General features: G+C 73.4%; 15 protein-coding genes. 14 read left to right on the forward strand and 1 reads right to left on the reverse strand.

Features of this window, described 5'->3' with window-relative positions:
- Positions 1-20: 20 nt before the first annotated feature.
- The 8 genes from ACXJKG_RS03785 (at position 21) to ACXJKG_RS03820 (ending at position 9,411) form a co-directional block, all read left to right on the forward strand.
- Positions 21-926 carry a hypothetical protein gene (locus ACXJKG_RS03785; RefSeq protein ID WP_456844427.1) on the forward strand — a complete coding sequence of 302 codons (906 nt, stop codon included), beginning with the start codon at positions 21-23 and terminating at the stop codon, positions 924-926.
- On the forward strand, positions 919-2,946 hold the full coding sequence (locus tag ACXJKG_RS03790; protein WP_456844428.1) for an HlyD family efflux transporter periplasmic adaptor subunit: 2,028 nt from the start codon (positions 919-921) through the stop codon (positions 2,944-2,946). The genes ACXJKG_RS03785 and ACXJKG_RS03790 overlap by 8 nt, the downstream gene beginning before the upstream one ends.
- An 87-nt stretch (positions 2,947-3,033) precedes the next feature.
- Positions 3,034-3,864, forward strand: a complete 831-nt coding sequence (gene proC, locus ACXJKG_RS03795) for a pyrroline-5-carboxylate reductase (protein WP_456844429.1) — start codon at positions 3,034-3,036, stop codon at positions 3,862-3,864.
- Positions 3,865-3,874: 10 nt separating this feature from the next.
- The gene (locus tag ACXJKG_RS03800) at positions 3,875-4,882 is read left to right on the forward strand and encodes a LacI family DNA-binding transcriptional regulator (RefSeq protein WP_456844430.1); all 1,008 of its coding nucleotides are present in this window, start codon (positions 3,875-3,877) and stop codon (positions 4,880-4,882) included.
- 128 nt (positions 4,883-5,010) lie between these two features.
- The gene (locus tag ACXJKG_RS03805; protein WP_456844431.1) at positions 5,011-6,588 is read left to right on the forward strand and encodes a xylulokinase; all 1,578 of its coding nucleotides are present in this window, start codon (positions 5,011-5,013) and stop codon (positions 6,586-6,588) included.
- Complete coding sequence (locus ACXJKG_RS03810; protein WP_456844432.1) at positions 6,585-7,295, forward strand: L-ribulose-5-phosphate 4-epimerase; 711 nt, start codon at positions 6,585-6,587, stop codon at positions 7,293-7,295. The genes ACXJKG_RS03805 and ACXJKG_RS03810 overlap by 4 nt, the downstream gene beginning before the upstream one ends.
- On the forward strand, positions 7,292-8,794 hold the full coding sequence (araA, locus tag ACXJKG_RS03815) for an L-arabinose isomerase (RefSeq protein ID WP_456844433.1): 1,503 nt from the start codon (positions 7,292-7,294) through the stop codon (positions 8,792-8,794). The genes ACXJKG_RS03810 and araA overlap by 4 nt, the downstream gene beginning before the upstream one ends.
- 17 nt (positions 8,795-8,811) lie before the next feature.
- Complete coding sequence (locus ACXJKG_RS03820; protein ID WP_456844434.1) at positions 8,812-9,411, forward strand: TetR/AcrR family transcriptional regulator; 600 nt, start codon at positions 8,812-8,814, stop codon at positions 9,409-9,411.
- On the opposite strand, the gene ACXJKG_RS03825 is transcribed toward ACXJKG_RS03820, so the two are convergent.
- Positions 9,404-9,793, reverse strand: coding sequence for a DoxX family protein (locus ACXJKG_RS03825; RefSeq protein ID WP_456844435.1), 390 nt, complete (start codon positions 9,791-9,793; stop codon positions 9,404-9,406). The two genes, ACXJKG_RS03820 and ACXJKG_RS03825, sit on opposite strands and share 8 nt — an antisense overlap.
- A 55-nt stretch (positions 9,794-9,848) precedes the next feature.
- Between ACXJKG_RS03825 and ACXJKG_RS03830 the strand changes: the two genes are divergently transcribed.
- From ACXJKG_RS03830 to ACXJKG_RS03855, 6 genes are all read left to right on the forward strand, one after another.
- Positions 9,849-10,664, forward strand: coding sequence for a maleylpyruvate isomerase N-terminal domain-containing protein (locus ACXJKG_RS03830; protein WP_456844436.1), 816 nt, complete (start codon positions 9,849-9,851; stop codon positions 10,662-10,664).
- Between the two features lie 40 nt (positions 10,665-10,704).
- The gene (locus ACXJKG_RS03835) at positions 10,705-11,454 is read left to right on the forward strand and encodes an ABC transporter ATP-binding protein (RefSeq protein WP_456844437.1); all 750 of its coding nucleotides are present in this window, start codon (positions 10,705-10,707) and stop codon (positions 11,452-11,454) included.
- A gap of 89 nt (positions 11,455-11,543) precedes the next feature.
- Positions 11,544-12,275, forward strand: coding sequence for an ABC transporter permease (locus ACXJKG_RS03840; protein WP_456844442.1), 732 nt, complete (start codon positions 11,544-11,546; stop codon positions 12,273-12,275).
- 582 nt (positions 12,276-12,857) lie between these two features.
- Positions 12,858-13,868: an ABC transporter substrate-binding protein gene (locus tag ACXJKG_RS03845; RefSeq protein ID WP_456844438.1), complete on the forward strand. Its 1,011-nt coding sequence runs from the start codon at positions 12,858-12,860 to the stop codon at positions 13,866-13,868.
- Positions 13,869-13,975: 107 nt separating this feature from the next.
- On the forward strand, positions 13,976-15,532 hold the full coding sequence (locus tag ACXJKG_RS03850) for a sugar ABC transporter ATP-binding protein (protein ID WP_456844439.1): 1,557 nt from the start codon (positions 13,976-13,978) through the stop codon (positions 15,530-15,532).
- A partial coding sequence (locus tag ACXJKG_RS03855) for an ABC transporter permease (RefSeq protein WP_456844440.1) occupies positions 15,529-16,202 on the forward strand: 674 nt, incomplete at its 3' end. The genes ACXJKG_RS03850 and ACXJKG_RS03855, both read left to right, overlap by 4 nt.

Here is a 16,202-nt window from a genome sequence, read left to right on the forward strand (position 1 = left end):
CCTCAGCAAGGAGTCTTCCCATGTCCAGCGTGACCACCCGGCTGCTGCCCGCGCTCGCCGCCGTCTCCGTCCTCGTGCTCGCCGGCTGCTCGGCCGGCGCCTCCCAGGCCGCCGCTCCCGCCACCTCCGCGGCGCCCCAGCAGCAGCAGGGCGACGGGGCGCAGCGCTCCGGACCCGGCGGCGGTGGCACCTCGGGCGAGATCGCGTCCGTGAACGGCACGGTCATGCAGGTCCGGTCCACGGACGCGCAGACCGCGGTGACCTGGACCGACGACACCACGTTCACGGCGTCGGTGGCCGGTGCGCTCTCCGACGTCACCGTCGGCTCGTGCGTGGTCGCGGTGTCCACGGCCACCACCTCGACGGATACCGACGCGACCGCCCCGCTGGCCGCGACCAGCATCCAGCTCACGACCGCGGCCGACGACGGCACCTGCGCCGGTGGCTTCGGCGGCGGACCCGGCGGTGGCCAGCGTCCCGAAGGCGCCCCGACCGACATGCCCAGCATGCAGGCGGGCGACCGGCCGTCCGGTGCCCCGACCGACATGCCGTCCGGCGCCCCCGGCGGCGGCATGCGGGGCTTCAACGGCGTCGCCGCCGGCAAGGTCACCGCGATCGACGGCAGCACGCTGACCGTCGAGGTCACCGGCCAGGACGACGCCACGACGTCCCGCACGGTCACGGTCACGGACGCCACGACCTACACGAAGACGGTCGCGGCCGACGCTACCGCCGTGGTGGTCGGGCAGTGCGCGAGCGCCCGCGGCCAGGCCGACGACAGCGGCAAGGTCACCGCGACGAGCATCACCGTCTCGGCGCCGACCGACGGCCAGTGCACCACGGGCATGCTCGGCGGCCGCGGGTTCCCGGGCGGCGGTCAGGGCGGCACGCAGGACGGCTCCACGCAGGGCGGCACCAATGCCTGACGCCGCCACCCGCCCGTCGGTCGCGCTGCGGCGCCGGGCCCGTCGTCGCCGCATCGTCGCCCTCACCGCGGCGGGTGCCGTCGTCCTGGTCGCCGCGGGCGGCGGCGTCGCCCTGGCTCTCGGGGGTCCCGACGACAGCCGCTACCGCACGGCGACCGCCGAGACGGGCAGCGTCGAGCAGATCGTGGACTCCGTCGGCACGATCGCCTCGGTCAGCCGTCGCGACGCGGCGTTCTCGGTCGACGGCACGGTCGCGACGGTGAACGTGTCCGTCGGCCAGGTCGTCGCGGCCGGGGACGTGCTCGCCACGCTCGACACCGGCGCGCTGCAGGACGCCGTGGACAAGGCGCAGGCCGACCTGGCCGACGCCCAGCAGCAGCTCAGCGACGACCTGGACTCGCAGACGGCGTCGACCTCGTCGTCCTCGTCGAGCTCGTCCGCCAGCTCGTCGTCCGCCAGCTCGTCGTCCGCCAGCTCGTCGTCCTCCGCGAAGTCGTCGTCGACCCCGTCGGCATCGGCCTCCGCGTCGGCCTCCCCATCGGCCTCCCCGTCAGCCCCGGCGACCGGCGCCGACCCGCACGGGGGCGCCGACTCGACGGACCCGGCGGTCGCGAAGGCGGCGGCCGACGTCCAGCAGGCCCAGCAGGCGCTGCTCGACCAGTACAAGGTGACCGCCGACGCGCTCGCGACGAGCGGGGCGAGCGTCACGGCGTCGCAGGCGTCGTGCGCGGCGTTCCTCGCGGTCGTCGGCACCGACGTCACCGGGGACGACCCGGCCGACGCCTCGGGCGACGACTCGGGCGACGCCACGCCGACGCCCGACCCGACCTCGACGGACGGGACCACCTCGGACCCGGCACCGACCGCCGACGACGCCACGACCGACGACTCCACGACCGACCCGGACCCGACGGCCGTCGAGCGGGCGCTCGCCGACTGCCAGGCCGCGCTCTCGGGCGCCCTCGACGCGCAGACGGCCACGGACACCGAGCAGCAGGCGCTGATGACGCTCGCCGACGCGCTCGACCAGGCCGTGCAGGCGCTGCAGAAGGCGATCGCGTCCAGCTCGTCGACGACCACCCCGACCAGCAGCACCCCGTCGACGACGGCCCCGACCACCAGCACGTCGGCCACCACCACGCCGGCCACCACCAGCACGCCGACCACCAGCACACCCACGACGAGCACGCCGTCGTCGAGCAGCAGCACGCCGTCCGGCAGCACGACGACGGTGGCGACGGCGGCGACGATCCTGGCCGACCAGGCCGCGATCGACCTGCAGGAGGCGAACGTCGCGCTGGCGCAGAGCCGGCTCCCGTTCTCGAACCTCACCAGCCCGATCGCGGGCACGGTCGCGGCCGTCTCGCTCGCCGCGGGCGACTCCGTCTCGGCGTCGTCGACCACCGCGGTGATCACGGTCCTCGGACCGGACGGCTACACGGTCACCACCAGCGTCCCGCTGACCAAGATCGACATCGTCACGGTCGGCCAGACCGCGCAGGTGACCACGCCGAGCACGGACACGACGCTGACCGGCACCGTGAGCAGCATCGGGGTCCTCGACACCTCGACGACGGCCGACCCGGCGTACACGGTCGAGCTGGCCCTGGACCCGACGGACGCGACGCTCTACGACGGCGCCTCGGCGCAGGTCCACCTCTCGGTCGCGGGTGCCGACGGCGTCCTCACGGTCCCGACGTCGGCGGTCCACGTCGACGGCGCGACCGCCACGGTCCAGGTGCTGAAGAACGGCGCCCCGACGGACGTCACGGTCACGCGTGGCGCGGTCGGCGCCGAGCGGACGGAGATCACCGACGGGCTCTCGGCCGGCGACGAGGTGGTCCTCGCAGACAACGACCAGGCCATCGTGTCCAGCACGTCGAGCACGAGCTCGGGCCTGTCGGGCCTGGGCGGCGACTCGACCGACCAGGGTCCCCCGGCCGGCTTCGTGTTCGACGGTGGCGGCCAGGGCGGCCCCCCGGCGGGATTCACCGGTGGGGGTGCCAACCCGAACGGGTAGCCCGCCGGTCGCGTGCGCGCCGGTGGGCGGCTCCGCGTCGGTAGGCTCGCGGCGTCGCCCTCCGGCGGCACGGACGGGAGGACGACGATGACCGACGAGGCCACCGGCGGCACGCCGCAGGTCGCGGTGCTGGGCGGCGGGGTGATGGGCGAGACGCTGCTCAGCGCGCTGCTGACCGCGGGATGGGCGCCCGAGCAGGTCGAGATCACCGAGCGCCACGTGCCCCGCGCCGACGAGCTCGCCGGCCGCTACGGGGTGCGGACCGGGGCGTCGAACGCGGACGCCGCCGCGCGCGCCGACGTGGTCCTCCTCGCGGTCAAGCCGAACGTCGTCGCCTCGGTCCTCGACGAGATCAAGCAGACCCTGCGCGGCGGCGAGCTCGTCGTCAGCGTCGCGGCCGGTCTGCCGATCTCCAGCTACGAGAAGCGGCTCGACCTCGGTCAGCCGGTCGTCCGTGTCATGCCGAACACGCCGGCCGTCGTCGGCAAGGGAGCCAGCGCGATCGCCGCCGGGACCCACGCGACCGAGGGCCACCTGGTGCTCGTCGAGAAGATGCTCGCCGCCACCGGGCTCGTGGTCCGGGTGGAGGAGAAGGACCTCGACGCGGTGACCGCGATCTCGGGGTCCGGGCCGGCGTACGCGTTCTACCTGATCGACGCGATGGCGGAGGCCGGCGTGCTGCTCGGCCTGAGCCGGGACCTCGCGACGCAGCTCGCGGTGGCCACGGTCGAGGGGTCCGCGGCGCTCGCGGCCCGGTCCGGCGACCACCCCGCGATCCTGCGCGAGCGGGTCTCGTCGCCCGGCGGCACCACGGTCGCGGCCGTCCAGGTGCTCGACGCGCACGGGGTGCGGGCGGGCGTGGTCGCGGCGGCACAGGCTGCGCGGGACCGCTCGCGCGAGCTCGGCCAGCAGTACTGATGAGCGACCGATGAACGCAGCGGCTCGCCCGCCGGCGATGAGCGACGTCGCCGCGCTCGCGGGCGTCTCCCACCAGACCGTCTCCCGGGTGCTCAACGGTCACCCGAGCGTGCGGCCCGAGACCCGCGACCGCGTCACCGAGGCCATCGCGACCCTGGGCTACCGCCGCAACAGCGCCGCCCGCGCCCTGGTCACGCGGCGCTCCGGCACGCTCGGGGTCGTCACCCCGGCCACGGCCCTCTACGGCCCGACGAGCACGCTGGTCGGGCTCGAGGAGGCCGCCCGGGTGGTCGGGTGGTTCGTGTCGGTCGCGACCATCCGGCAGTTCGACGGCGACAGCATGCACACGGCGGTCGAGCACTTCCTGGGCCAGGGTGTCGACGGCATCGCGATCATCGCGCCGACGACGGAGGTCGCGCAGGCCATCGCCGCCATCGCGTCGCCCGTGCCGGTGGTGCTCATCTCGTCGGCGTCGGACCTGCCCGCGGAGGCGCACCTGCACGCCGTCGGGGTCGACCAGCGGCACGGTGCCCGGCTGGCCACGCAGCACCTGCTCGACCAGGGCTTCCCCGAGGTGGTGCACGTCGCCGGTCCGCAGGACTGGTTCGACGCCCAGGACCGGCTGGCCGGCTGGCGCGAGGTCAGCGGTCCCGGCGCCCCGGAGCACATCGAGGCCGGCTGGGACGCCGCCGACGGGTATGAGCTGGGGCTGCGGATGGCCGACGAGGGGCTGCCCCGCGCTATCTTCGCGGCCAACGACCAGCTCGCGCTCGGCCTGCTGCACGCGTTCTGGGAGAGGGGCGTCCGGGTGCCTGCCGACGTCGCCGTCGTCGGGTTCGACGACGAGGTCGGGGCCGCGCACTACACGCCGCCGCTGACCACCGTCCGGCAGGACTTCGGGGCGCTGGGGCGGCTGGCGGTCGCGTCCCTGCAGGCCGCGTTCGCGGGGGAGGATGTGCTGCGGCAGCAGATCCCGGCGGAGCTGGTGGTGCGCGCGAGCTCGCTGGGCCACCCCTGAGGATCGCCCGGACCAGCGTCGATCCCACTCGTTGCCGAGTGTGGTCAGAACACCCGATGTTAGCGCTAACATATCTCTCGGCCGCCGGTGTCCGCCGCGGTCCGTGACGCATCGAACGGAGCCGCGTGATGACGGTCGACCCCCCCGGCGCTGACGCTCGCGCGGCGATCGCCGCAGGTCAGACGGTGCTCGGCATCGAGCTGGGCTCCACCCGCATCAAGGCCGTCCTCATCGGCCCGGACCACACCCCGCTCGCCAGCGGCAGCCACGACTGGGAGAACCAGTTCGTCGACCGCGTGTGGACCTACGACCTCGACTCGGTCTGGACCGGGCTGCAGCAGGCCGTCGCCGCGCTGCTCGACGACGCCGAGCAGCAGCACGGGGTCCGCCCCGCGAATCTGGCGGCCATCGGCGTCTCCGCGATGATGCACGGCTACCTCGCGTTCGACGCGGCGGGCGAGCTGCTGGTGCCCTTCCGGACCTGGCGGAACACGAGCACCGGGCCGGCCGCCGCCGAGCTGACCGAGCTGTTCGGCTACAACATCCCGCTGCGCTGGTCGATCGCGCACCTGCGCCAGGCGGAGCTCGACGCCGAGCCCCACGTGCCGCAGATCCGGTTCCTCACCACGCTCGCCGGCTACGTGCACTGGAAGCTGACGGGTCGCAAGGTGCTGGGCGTCGGCGACGCGTCGGGCATGTTCCCGATCGACCCGGCCACGAAGACCTACGACGCGGACCTGCTGGCGAAGTACCCCGGCGACGTCGAGCCCCTGCTGCCCGAGGTCCTGCTCGCCGGCCAGGACGCCGGCCGCCTGACCGAGGCCGGGGCCGCGCTGCTCGACCCCACGGGCACGCTGCAGGCGGGGACCCCGCTGTGCCCGCCGGAGGGCGACGCCGGGACCGGCATGGTCGCCACGAACGCGGTGGCGCAGCGGACCGGCAACGTCAGCGTCGGCACCAGCATCTTCGCCATGGTCGTGCTGGAACGGCCGTTGGCGCGCGTGCACCACGAGCTCGACCTGGTGACCACCCCCTCGGGCGACCTCGTCGCGATGGTGCACTGCAACAACGGGGCCAGCGAGCTCGGGGCGTGGGCCGACGTGTTCGGCCAGTTCGCCGCGGCGCTCGGCCAGCCGACCGGCGCGGACGAGGTGTTCGGCACGCTGCTGCGCGAGGCCCTGAAGGGCGACGCGGACGGCGGCGGCCTGCTGGCGTACAACTACCTGTCCGGCGAGCCGATCACGGGCCTGGCCGAGGGCCGCCCGCTCGTGGTCCGGACCCCCGACAGCCGGCTCACGCTCGCCAACTTCATGCGCACGCAGGTCTACAGCGCGTTCGGCACGCTGAGCCTGGGGATGCGTGTGCTGACCGACGAGGGCGTCGAGCTCGACTCGATGTTCGCGCACGGCGGGCTGTTCCGGACCGAGTGCGTCGCCCAGCGGCTGCTCGCCGCGGCCGTCGGCGCGCCGGTGACCGTCGGCAGCACGGCGGGCGAGGGCGGTGCCTGGGGGATCGCGGTGCTCGCCGCCTACCTCGGCGCCGCGTCCGAGCAGGACCTCAGCACGTACCTGGAGGAGCGGGTGTTCGGCGGCGCCGAGTCCGTGACCATCGCGCCCGGCGACGACGACGTCCGCGGCTTCGACGCCTACCTCGCGCGCTACAGCGCCGGGCTGGCGGTCGAGCAGGCCGCGGTGGAGGCACTGTGAGCACGAAGGACGAGATCGAGCGCACGCGCGCCGTCGTCGCCACCCTCCACGCGGAGCTCCCGCGCTGGGGCCTGGTGGTGTGGACCGCGGGCAACGTCTCGCAGCGCATCGTCGTCGGGGAGGCCCCCGGGCCCGACGACCTGTTCGTGATCAAGCCCTCGGGCGTGACCTACGACGAGCTGACGCCCGAGTCGATGGTCGTCTGCGACCTCGACGGGAACCTCGTCGACGGCACCCGTGCCCCGTCGAGCGACACCGCCGCGCACGCCTACGTCTACCGGCACATGCCCGACGTCGGCGGGGTCGTGCACACCCATTCCACCTACGCGACGGCCTGGGCCGCCCGCGGCGAGCCGGTCCCGTGCGTGCTGACGATGATGGCCGACGAGTTCGGCGGGGACGTCCCCATCGGCCCGTTCGCGCTCATCGGCGACGACTCGATCGGCCGCGGCATCGTCGAGACACTGCGCGACTCCCGCAGCCCCGCGGTCCTCATGCGCAACCACGGCCCGTTCACCATCGGGCGCGACGCCAAGGCCGCCGTCAAGGCCGCCGTGATGGTCGAGGAGGTGGCCCGCACGGTGCACATCGCCCGGCAGCTGGGCGACACGATCCCGATCGCGCAGCCCGACATCGACTCGCTCTACGCCCGCTACCAGCACGTCTACGGCCAGCAGCCCGCCCACACCACGGAGACCGACTCATGACCAAGCCCTACGCCGACCGCGAGATCTGGTTCCTCACCGGGAGCCAGGGGCTCTACGGCGAGGAGACGCTGCGGCAGGTCGCCACGCAGTCGCAGGAGATCGCGCGGGTCCTGGGCGACGCGCTGCCCGCCACGCTCGTCTGGAAGCCGGTCCTCACCGACTCCGACGCGATCCGCCGCGCGGCCCTCGAGGCCAACGCGGACGACGCCGTCATCGGCGTGATCGTCTGGATGCACACGTTCTCGCCGGCCAAGATGTGGATCGCCGGCCTCGACGCGCTGCGCACCCCGCTGCTGCACCTGCACACGCAGGCGAACGTCGAGCTGCCGTGGGACACCATCGACTTCGACTTCATGAACCTCAACCAGGCCGCGCACGGCGACCGCGAGTTCGGGTACATGGCGACGCGGCTCGGGGCGGCGCGCAAGACGGTCGCGGGGCACGTGTCGAACCCGGCCGTGACCGCCTCGATCGACACCTGGGTCCGCGCCTGCGCCGGCTGGGCGGCGACGCACGAGCTGAAGCTCGCGCGGTTCGGCGACAACATGCGCAACGTCGCGGTGACCGAGGGTGACAAGACCGAGGCCGAGCTGCGGTTCGGCGTCTCGGTGAACACGTGGGGCGTGAACGACCTGGTCGCGGCCGTGGCCGCGGTGGCCGACACCGACGTCGACTCGCTCGTCGCGGAGTACGAGGACCTGTACGACGTGGTCCCGGAGCTGCGGGCCGGCGGCGACCGCCACGAGTCCCTGCGGTACGGCGCCCGGCAGGAGATCGCGCTGCGGACCCTGCTCGAGTCGCTGGGTGCCAAGGCCTTCACGACGAACTTCGAGGACCTCGGCGACCTGCGCCAGCTCCCGGGCCTGGCCGTGCAGCGGCTCATGGCCGACGGGTACGGCTTCGGCGCCGAGGGCGACTGGAAGACGGCGATCCTGGTCCGCGCGGCCAAGGTGATGGGCGCCGGCCTGCCCGGCGGCGCGTCGCTCATGGAGGACTACACCTACGACCTCACGCCCGGCTCGGAGCGGATCCTCGGCGCGCACATGCTCGAGATCTGCCCGACCCTGACCACCGCGAAGCCGACCCTGGAGATCCACCCGCTCGGCATCGGCGGCAAGGAGGACCCGGTCCGCCTGGTCTTCAACGCCGACCCCGGGGTGGGCGTCGTCGTCTCACTGGCGGACATGCGCGACCGCTTCCGCCTCACGGCGAACGTCGTCGACGTCGTGCCGCCGACGGCCGACCTGCCGCACCTGCCCGTCGCCCGGGCGGTCTGGGAGCCGCGGCCCGACTTCCGCACGTCCGCCGAGGCCTGGCTCACGGCCGGGGGAGCGCACCACACGGTGCTCACCACGGCCGTCGGGGTCGAGGCGTTCGAGGACTTCGCAGAGATCGCCCGCACCGAGCTCCTGGTCATCGACGAGTCGACCACCCGCCGCGCCTTCCGCGACCAGGTGCGCTGGAACCAGGTCTACTTCCGGCTGGCCCAGGGGTTCTGACTCCTACGCTGGGGGCCATGTCGACCCTTCCTCGCCCGCGCGGCCGCCGCCCCGCGGGCGAGGACACCCGGGGCACCATCCTCGCGGCCGCGCGCGACGAGTTCGCCGAGCGGGGCTACGACGGCGCGAGCATGCGCTCCGTGGCGCGCCGGGCGGACGTCGACCCCGCGCTGGTCCGGCACTACTTCCGCGACAAGTCCGAGCTGTTCGCCGCGGGGATGATCCCCGCCGGGGCCGACCCGGCCGTGATCGCGAGGGGCATCGCCGCAGGCGGCGTGGAGGGCCTGGGCGAGCGGCTGGTGACGGCCGTCCTGGGCGTGTGGGAGGCCGACGGGGGAGTCGCGTTCCGGGTCGCGTTCGCCGGGATGTCGTCCGGGGAGGTCCGGGCCGAGGCTCTCATGGGGTACGTGTCCCGGGAGGTGTTCGGGCAGGTGGTGCGCGTGCTCCCGCCCCCCGACCAGCAGCTGCGGGTCTCGCTCGTGGCGTCGCAGGTCGCCGGGGTGCTGCTGGCCCGGCACGTGCTGCGGCTGGAGCCGCTGGCGTCGTTGTCCGTCGACGAGGTCGCCGCGCTGGTCGGTCCGACGCTGCAGCGCTACCTCGCGGGACCGCTCACCTAGCCCCTCGGGCGACCGCCACGGCCCAGGCGACCAGCGGCACCTGCAGCGGCAGCCGCGCCCACGCGACGGCCGGGCGGCCGACCCACGACCGAGCGTCCGGCCGGGACCGGACCGCCATCGTCACGTTCCCCGGGAACACCCCCACCAGCAGCGCCGCCGACGCCAGCCCGCCCGCGCGGCGCGTCGCCGGGACGACGAGCGCGGCGGCGCACGCGAGCTCCGCGACGCCGCTGCCGAGCACCCACGGGTCGGGGTCGCCGAGGCTGCGGGGGATCAGCGGGCGGAAGATGCCGGGCCGACGCAGGTGCAGGGCGCCCGAGGTCCCGAGCAGGGCCGCGAGCGCGATCGCCGGGGCGTGCCGGCGCAGGGTCGAGGAGAGCACGCGCCACGGTAACCGGACCGCCCGGGTGTCGGTGTTGCTGAGTAGCGTGCCGAGCATGGACCTCGACCTCGCGCCCGAGCACTACGCCCGTGTGATCGCGCAGGAGTCGGCCCGGGCGGCCGACGCCCTGGACCGGGCCCCCGCGACGGCGGAGGTCCCGTCGTGCGCGGACTGGTCGGCGGCCGACCTCGCCTTCCACCTGGGCGAGGTACAGGACTTCTGGTCGCAGATCGTGGCGCACGGCCTCGCGGGTCCCGACGACGTCGCGGAGACGGAGCGCCGGCCCGACGACCAGCTGGTCGCCTTCCTGCGCACGCGGACCGACGCCCTGCTGGCGGCGCTCGCCGCGGGCGACCCGGCGGACCCGTGCTGGTCGTGGTCGCCCACGGGCGGCACGGTCGGGTGGGTGTTCCGCCGGCAGGCGCACGAGGCCCTGGTGCACCGGGTCGACGCCGAGCAGACCGCCGGCGTGCCGGTGACCGACCCGGGGGTCGAGCTGGCCGCGGACGGTGTCGACGAGATGCTGGGTGTGATGGTCACCGGGCTGCCCGAGTGGGCGACGTTCGCGCCCGACGGTCTGCGCGTGCGGCTCGAGGCCACCGACGCCGGCCGGGAGTGGGTCATGGCGTTCGGCCGGTTCCGTGGCACGTCCCCCACCACGGGCAAGGAGTACGACGACCCGTGCGCCGAGCTGGTCGGCGGCGCTCCGTGGGAGGGGGAGGACGAGGACGTGACCGCGACCGTCTCGGGTCGGGCCTGGGACCTCGAGCTGTGGCTCTGGGGGCGTGGCTCGGCCGACGCGCTCGAGCACGGCGGCGACCCGACGGCGATCGCGCGGCTCCGGGAAGTCATCGTCGACTCGACGCAATAGCCCTTGCCCCCGGGGACGGGTGAGGAGCACAATTCCCCGTATGGGGAATAACGGTGCGGCGATCGAGATCCGCGGGCTGCACGTGGTGCGCGGCGGCACCACCGTGATCGAGTCGCTCGACCTGACGGTGCCGGCGGGCCAGGTGGTCGGCCTCATCGGGCCCAGCGGCAGCGGCAAGACGACCCTCATGAGAGCGGTCGTCGGCGCGCAGGTGGTCGCCGGCGGGACCGTCACCGTGCTCGGCGGCCGGGCCGGCTCCGCCTCGCTGCGGCGGCGCATCGGCTACGTGACCCAGGCGCCCAGCGTGTACGCGGACCTGACCGTCACCGAGAACCTGCGGTACGCGGCGGCGATCCTCGGCGTCGACGCCGCGGGGGTGCGCCGGGCGCTGACCGACGTCGACCTCGTGGCGCACGCCGGCCAGTCCATCGGCACCCTGTCCGGCGGGGAGCGCTCGCGGGTCTCGCTGGCGATCGCGCTGCTCGGGCGGCCGGACCTCCTGGTCCTCGACGAGCCGACCGTCGGCCTCGACCCGGTCCTGCGCCGCGACCTCTGGGACCTGTTCCACCGACTGAGCCGCTCGGGCGTGAGCCTGCTGGTCTCCAGCCACGTGATGGACGAGGCCGCTCGCTGCGACCGGCTGATCCTCCTGCGCGGCGGGTCGGTCCTCGCCGACGGCACCCTGGACGAGCTGCTGGCGGACACGGGCGCCCCCGACGTCGAGGCGGCGTTCCTCACGCTGGTCGACCAGGCGGTTGCCCGCGACGGCGGGACGGGGGCGGCGGCATGAGCGCCACACCGACCGAGCCGGCCACCGCCGGTCGCGCCGACCGGTCGCCCACTGCTCAGGTCCCGACGGACGTGGGGGCCCGCGCCGGGCTGACGCCGATGCTCACCGCGGCCACGGCGCGCCGGGTCCTCACGCAGCTGCGGCACGACAAGCGCACGATCGCCCTCGTCGTCCTGCTGCCGTGCCTGCTCATCGGACTGATCGCGTGGATGTTCAACGGCACGCCGGTCCTCGACCAGTTCGGGCCCCTGCTCGTCGGCCTCTTCCCGCTGGTCGTGATGTTCCTGGTCACCAGCGTGGCCACCCTGCGGGAGCGCACCTCCGGCACCCTCGAGCGGCTGATGACCCTGCCGATCGGCCGCGGCGACGTCGTCATCGGCTACGCCCTCGCGTTCGCGGTGCTGGCGGCGGTCCAGGCGCTGGTGATCGTCGGGTTCGCCGTGTGGGTCTGCGGCATGGACGTCGCCGGCCCGATCGGGCTCGTCATCCTGGTCGCCGTGCTCGATGCGGTGCTCGGGTGCGCGCTCGGCCTCGGCGCGTCCGCCCTGGCCAAGACCGAGTTCCAGGCCGTCCAGCTCATGCCGCTCGTCCTGTTCCCGCAGCTCATCACCTGCGGCCTGCTGATGCCGCGCGACGAGATGCCGACGGTCCTCGAGTGGATCTCCCGCGTCCTGCCCCTGACGTACGCGCTCGACGCCATGCAGCAGCTGGCCGCGGGCGCGACGTGGACCGACGTCCGCGGCGACGTCGGCGTGATCGCCCTGTTCATCGTCGGCGCCCTGCTGGTCGGCGGTGCCACCCTCCGCCGCCGCACCCCCTGACCCGGCAGCGGCCCGGGCCGCCACCGCAGCCCGACTCGTGGGACCTCTGGCAGGCCGCCGCACGAGAGATCCCGCACCCCTGCGGCTCGGCCGCCCACCCCGCCGAGCGGGGGCGGGAGCGGCGTCGTCCCGCGAGAACGTCACATTGCGACGAGAACGGCAGTTCATACTGCCGTTCTCGTGCCGAACTGCCGTTCTCGTCAGGTCCGGGGTCGCCCGGCGAGCGCCCCGGCAGCGGTCCGGGAGAGTCCCGCGTGACCTCCGCGGCCGCCCGCAGGGTGTGGTCGCGCTCCCGTCGCCACACCGGTGCACTGCGCGAGAGCTGACGCGCCGCGGGGCCGTCGTCATGGCCGGTCCGGTCACACCCCCTGAGCGGACCGGTCATCGTCGCGCTCCCACTGTGACCGGAATGCAACCTGAAAACGCCGCCACGGGACCGAATGTGAGCGCTAACATTCGGACGAACCACCCCGCCGGGGCAACTCGGCGGGACTCGCGCCCCGGTGCCCCGGGTGCGCGACGTGGGCCGGTCGGCGTGGACCGGGGCCGCGTGCAGGTGCGTTTCTCGAGGAGGAGAAGCAGATGGCCAGCAAGATGTTCAGGAACCGGTCGATCGCCGCCGGCATCGCGGTGCTCGCACTCGGGCTCGCGGGCTGCAGCAGTGGGGGCGACTCCGGTGACGCGTCGACCAGCGGCAGCAGCGGCGACAGCTCGGGCGACCTCATCAAGGTCGGCTTCAGCCAGGTCGGCTCCGAGAGCGGCTGGCGTGCCGCCAACACCAAGTCCATCCAGGACACGCTGACGAAGGACGCCGGGTTCGACCTGAGCTTCTCCGACGCCCAGCAGAAGCAGGAGAACCAGATCCAGGCGATCCGGTCCTACATCGCGCAGGGCGTCGACTACATCGCGTTCTCGCCGGTGGTCGAGTCCGGCTGGGACTCGGTCCTCGAGGAGGCCAAGCAGGCGGGGATCCCCGTCGTCCTCACGGACCGCGCGGTCGACAGCAAGGACACGTCGCTGTACGCGACGTTCATCGGGTCGGACTTCATCGAGGAGGGCAAGCGCGTCGGTGAGTGGGTGTCCGACAACCTCGGCACCGAGCCCATCAACGTCGTCGAGCTGCAGGGCACCACGGGCTCCGCTCCCGCGATCGACCGCAAGGAAGGCTTCGCGGACGCCACGAAGGACAACCCGAACATCAAGGTCATCGCGTCCGAGACGGGCAACTTCACGCGCGCCGAGGGCAAGACGGTCATGGAGGGCTTCCTGCAGGCCTACCCGGACATCGACGTGGTGTACGCCCACAACGACGACATGGGCCTGGGCGCCATCGAGGCGATCGAGGCCGCGGGCAAGGTGCCCGGCAAGGACATCAAGATCGTCAGCATCGACGGCGTCAAGGACGGCATGACCGCACTGTCCGAGGGCAAGATCAGCTACATCGTCGAGTGCAACCCCCTGCTCGGACCGGACCTGGCCAAGATCATCCAGACGCTGCACGACGGTGGGACCGTCGAGCCGCGGATCGTGACGCACGACGACGCGTTCGACCAGGCCGCGGCTATCGAGGCACTGCCCACCCGGCAGTACTGACCCCGACCCGGCCGGTATGACACAGGCTGCCCGGGGGGACCTCGACGTCCCCCCGGGCAGCACCGCCCTGCCGGTACCGTGAGACCGGCGCGGACGAAAGGTCGACGATGACCGACACTGCTTCCCCGATCCCGAACCCGATCCCGATCCCGGTCGTCGAGATGACCGGGATCTCCATCACGTTCCCGGGCGTCAAGGCGCTCGACGGCGTCGACTTCCGGCTGTTCCCCGGCGAGGTGCACGCCCTCATGGGCGAGAACGGCGCCGGCAAGAGCACGCTGATCAAGGCCCTCACGGGCGTGTACTCGATCGACTCCGGCCGCATCGTCGTCGGCGGCGAGGAGCGCACCTTCACGGGTCCCGCGCAGGCGCAGACCGCCGGGATCAGCACCGTGTACCAAGAGGTCAACCTCTGCGACAACCTCTCCGTGGCCGAGAACATCATGCTCGGGCACGAGGTGCGCCGGGCGGGCGTCGTCGACTGGCGGCGCACCCGTGCCGCCGCGCGTGAGCACCTGCGGACCATGAACCTCGACATCGACCCCAAGTCGTCGCTGTCGGCGCACTCGCTCGCGGTGCAGCAGCTGGTGGCGATCTCGCGCGCGATGGTGGTGGACGCCCGCGTCCTCATCCTCGACGAGCCCACCTCGAGCCTCGACGCCGAGGAGGTCGCCCGCCTGTTCGACGTCGTGCGCGGGCTGCGCGACCGCGGCGTCGCGATCCTGTTCGTCTCGCACTTCCTCGACCAGGTGTACGCGATCAGCGACCGCATGACGGTCCTGCGCAACGGCACGCTGGTCGGGGAGTACCGGACGGCCGAGCTGTCCCGGGTCGAGCTGGTGCAGAAGATGATCGGACGCGCGCTCGAGGTGCTCGAGCAGCTGGAGGAGTCGCCCAAGCGCTCCGTCGCCGAGCGCGCCGACACCACGCCGTACCTGCAGGCCATCGGGCTCGGCCGCAAGGGCACCATCGAGCCGTTCGACCTCGACGTGTACTCCGGCGAGGTGGTCGGGCTGGCGGGGCTGCTGGGCTCCGGCCGCACGGAGCTCGCCCGGCTGCTGTACGGCGCCGACCGCGCGGACAAGGGCGAGATCACCGTCGAGGGCAAGCCCGTGAAGATGCGGACCCCGCGCTCGGCACTGTCCCGCGGGATCGTCTACTCCTCGGAGAGCCGCAAGACCGAGGGCATCGTCGGCGACCTGACGGTGCGCGAGAACATCGTGCTGGGCCTGCAGGCCGAGCGCGGCTGGCTGCGCCGGGTGTCCAAGCGCAAGTCCGACGAGGTGGTCGACCGGTACGTCGAGGCGCTGGGCATCCGGCCCGCCAACCCCGACGCGATCGCCGGCAACCTCTCGGGCGGCAACCAGCAGAAGGTGCTGCTCGCACGGTGGCTGGCCACCCAGCCCAAGCTCCTGCTGCTCGACGAGCCCACCCGCGGCATCGACGTCGGCGCCAAGGCCGAGATCCAGCGGCTCGTCGCCGACCTCGCGGCCCAGGGCATGGCGGTCGTCTTCATCTCCGCCGAGCTGGACGAGGTCCTGCGCCTGTCGCACCGCATCGCCGTGCTGCGCGACCGCCGCCTGGTCGCGCAGATCGCCAACTCCGACGACGTCACCACCGACGACGTCGTCCACCTCATCGCGAGCGGAGGGCAGGACGAATGAATGCCGTCGGCACCATCGCCCGCCACCGGCTGTTCTGGCCGATCGTGGCGTTCGCCGTCCTGCTGCTCGCCTGCGTGCTCAAGTCGCACACGTTCCTCGACATCGAGGTCCGCGACGGCCACCTGTTCGGCGGGCCCGTCGACATCATCCGGCGCACCAGCGTGCTGCTTCTGGTCGCCCTCGGCATGACCCTCGTCATCGCCACCCGCGGGATCGACCTGTCGGTCGGCGCCGTGATGGCGATCGCCGGTGCCATCGCGCTGACGCAGATCGCGTCGTCGCCGGACCCGAACTCCGTGGCGACCGTGCTCAGCGCCATGGGCGTGGCCGTGCTGGTCTGCCTGGTCATCGGCGCCTGGAACGGGTTCCTCATCGCGGTCGTCGGGATCCAACCGATCATCGCGACCCTGATCCTCATGACCGCCGGTCGCGGGATCGCGATGCTCATCACGGGCGGTCAGATCACCACCGTGACCAGCGCGCCCTACAAGACGCTCGCGTCGGGGTACTTCCTCGGCCTGCCCGTCGCCGCGCTGATCGCCGGGTTCTTCTTCGTCGTGACGGCGCTGGTCACCCGCCGGACGGCCCTCGGCGTGCTCATCGAGGCCGTCGGCATCAACCCGTCGGCGTCGCGGCTGGCGGGCGTGCGGGCGCGGACGATCATCTGGAC

It is taken from the genome of Cellulomonas sp. P5_C6, from assembly GCF_054049635.1.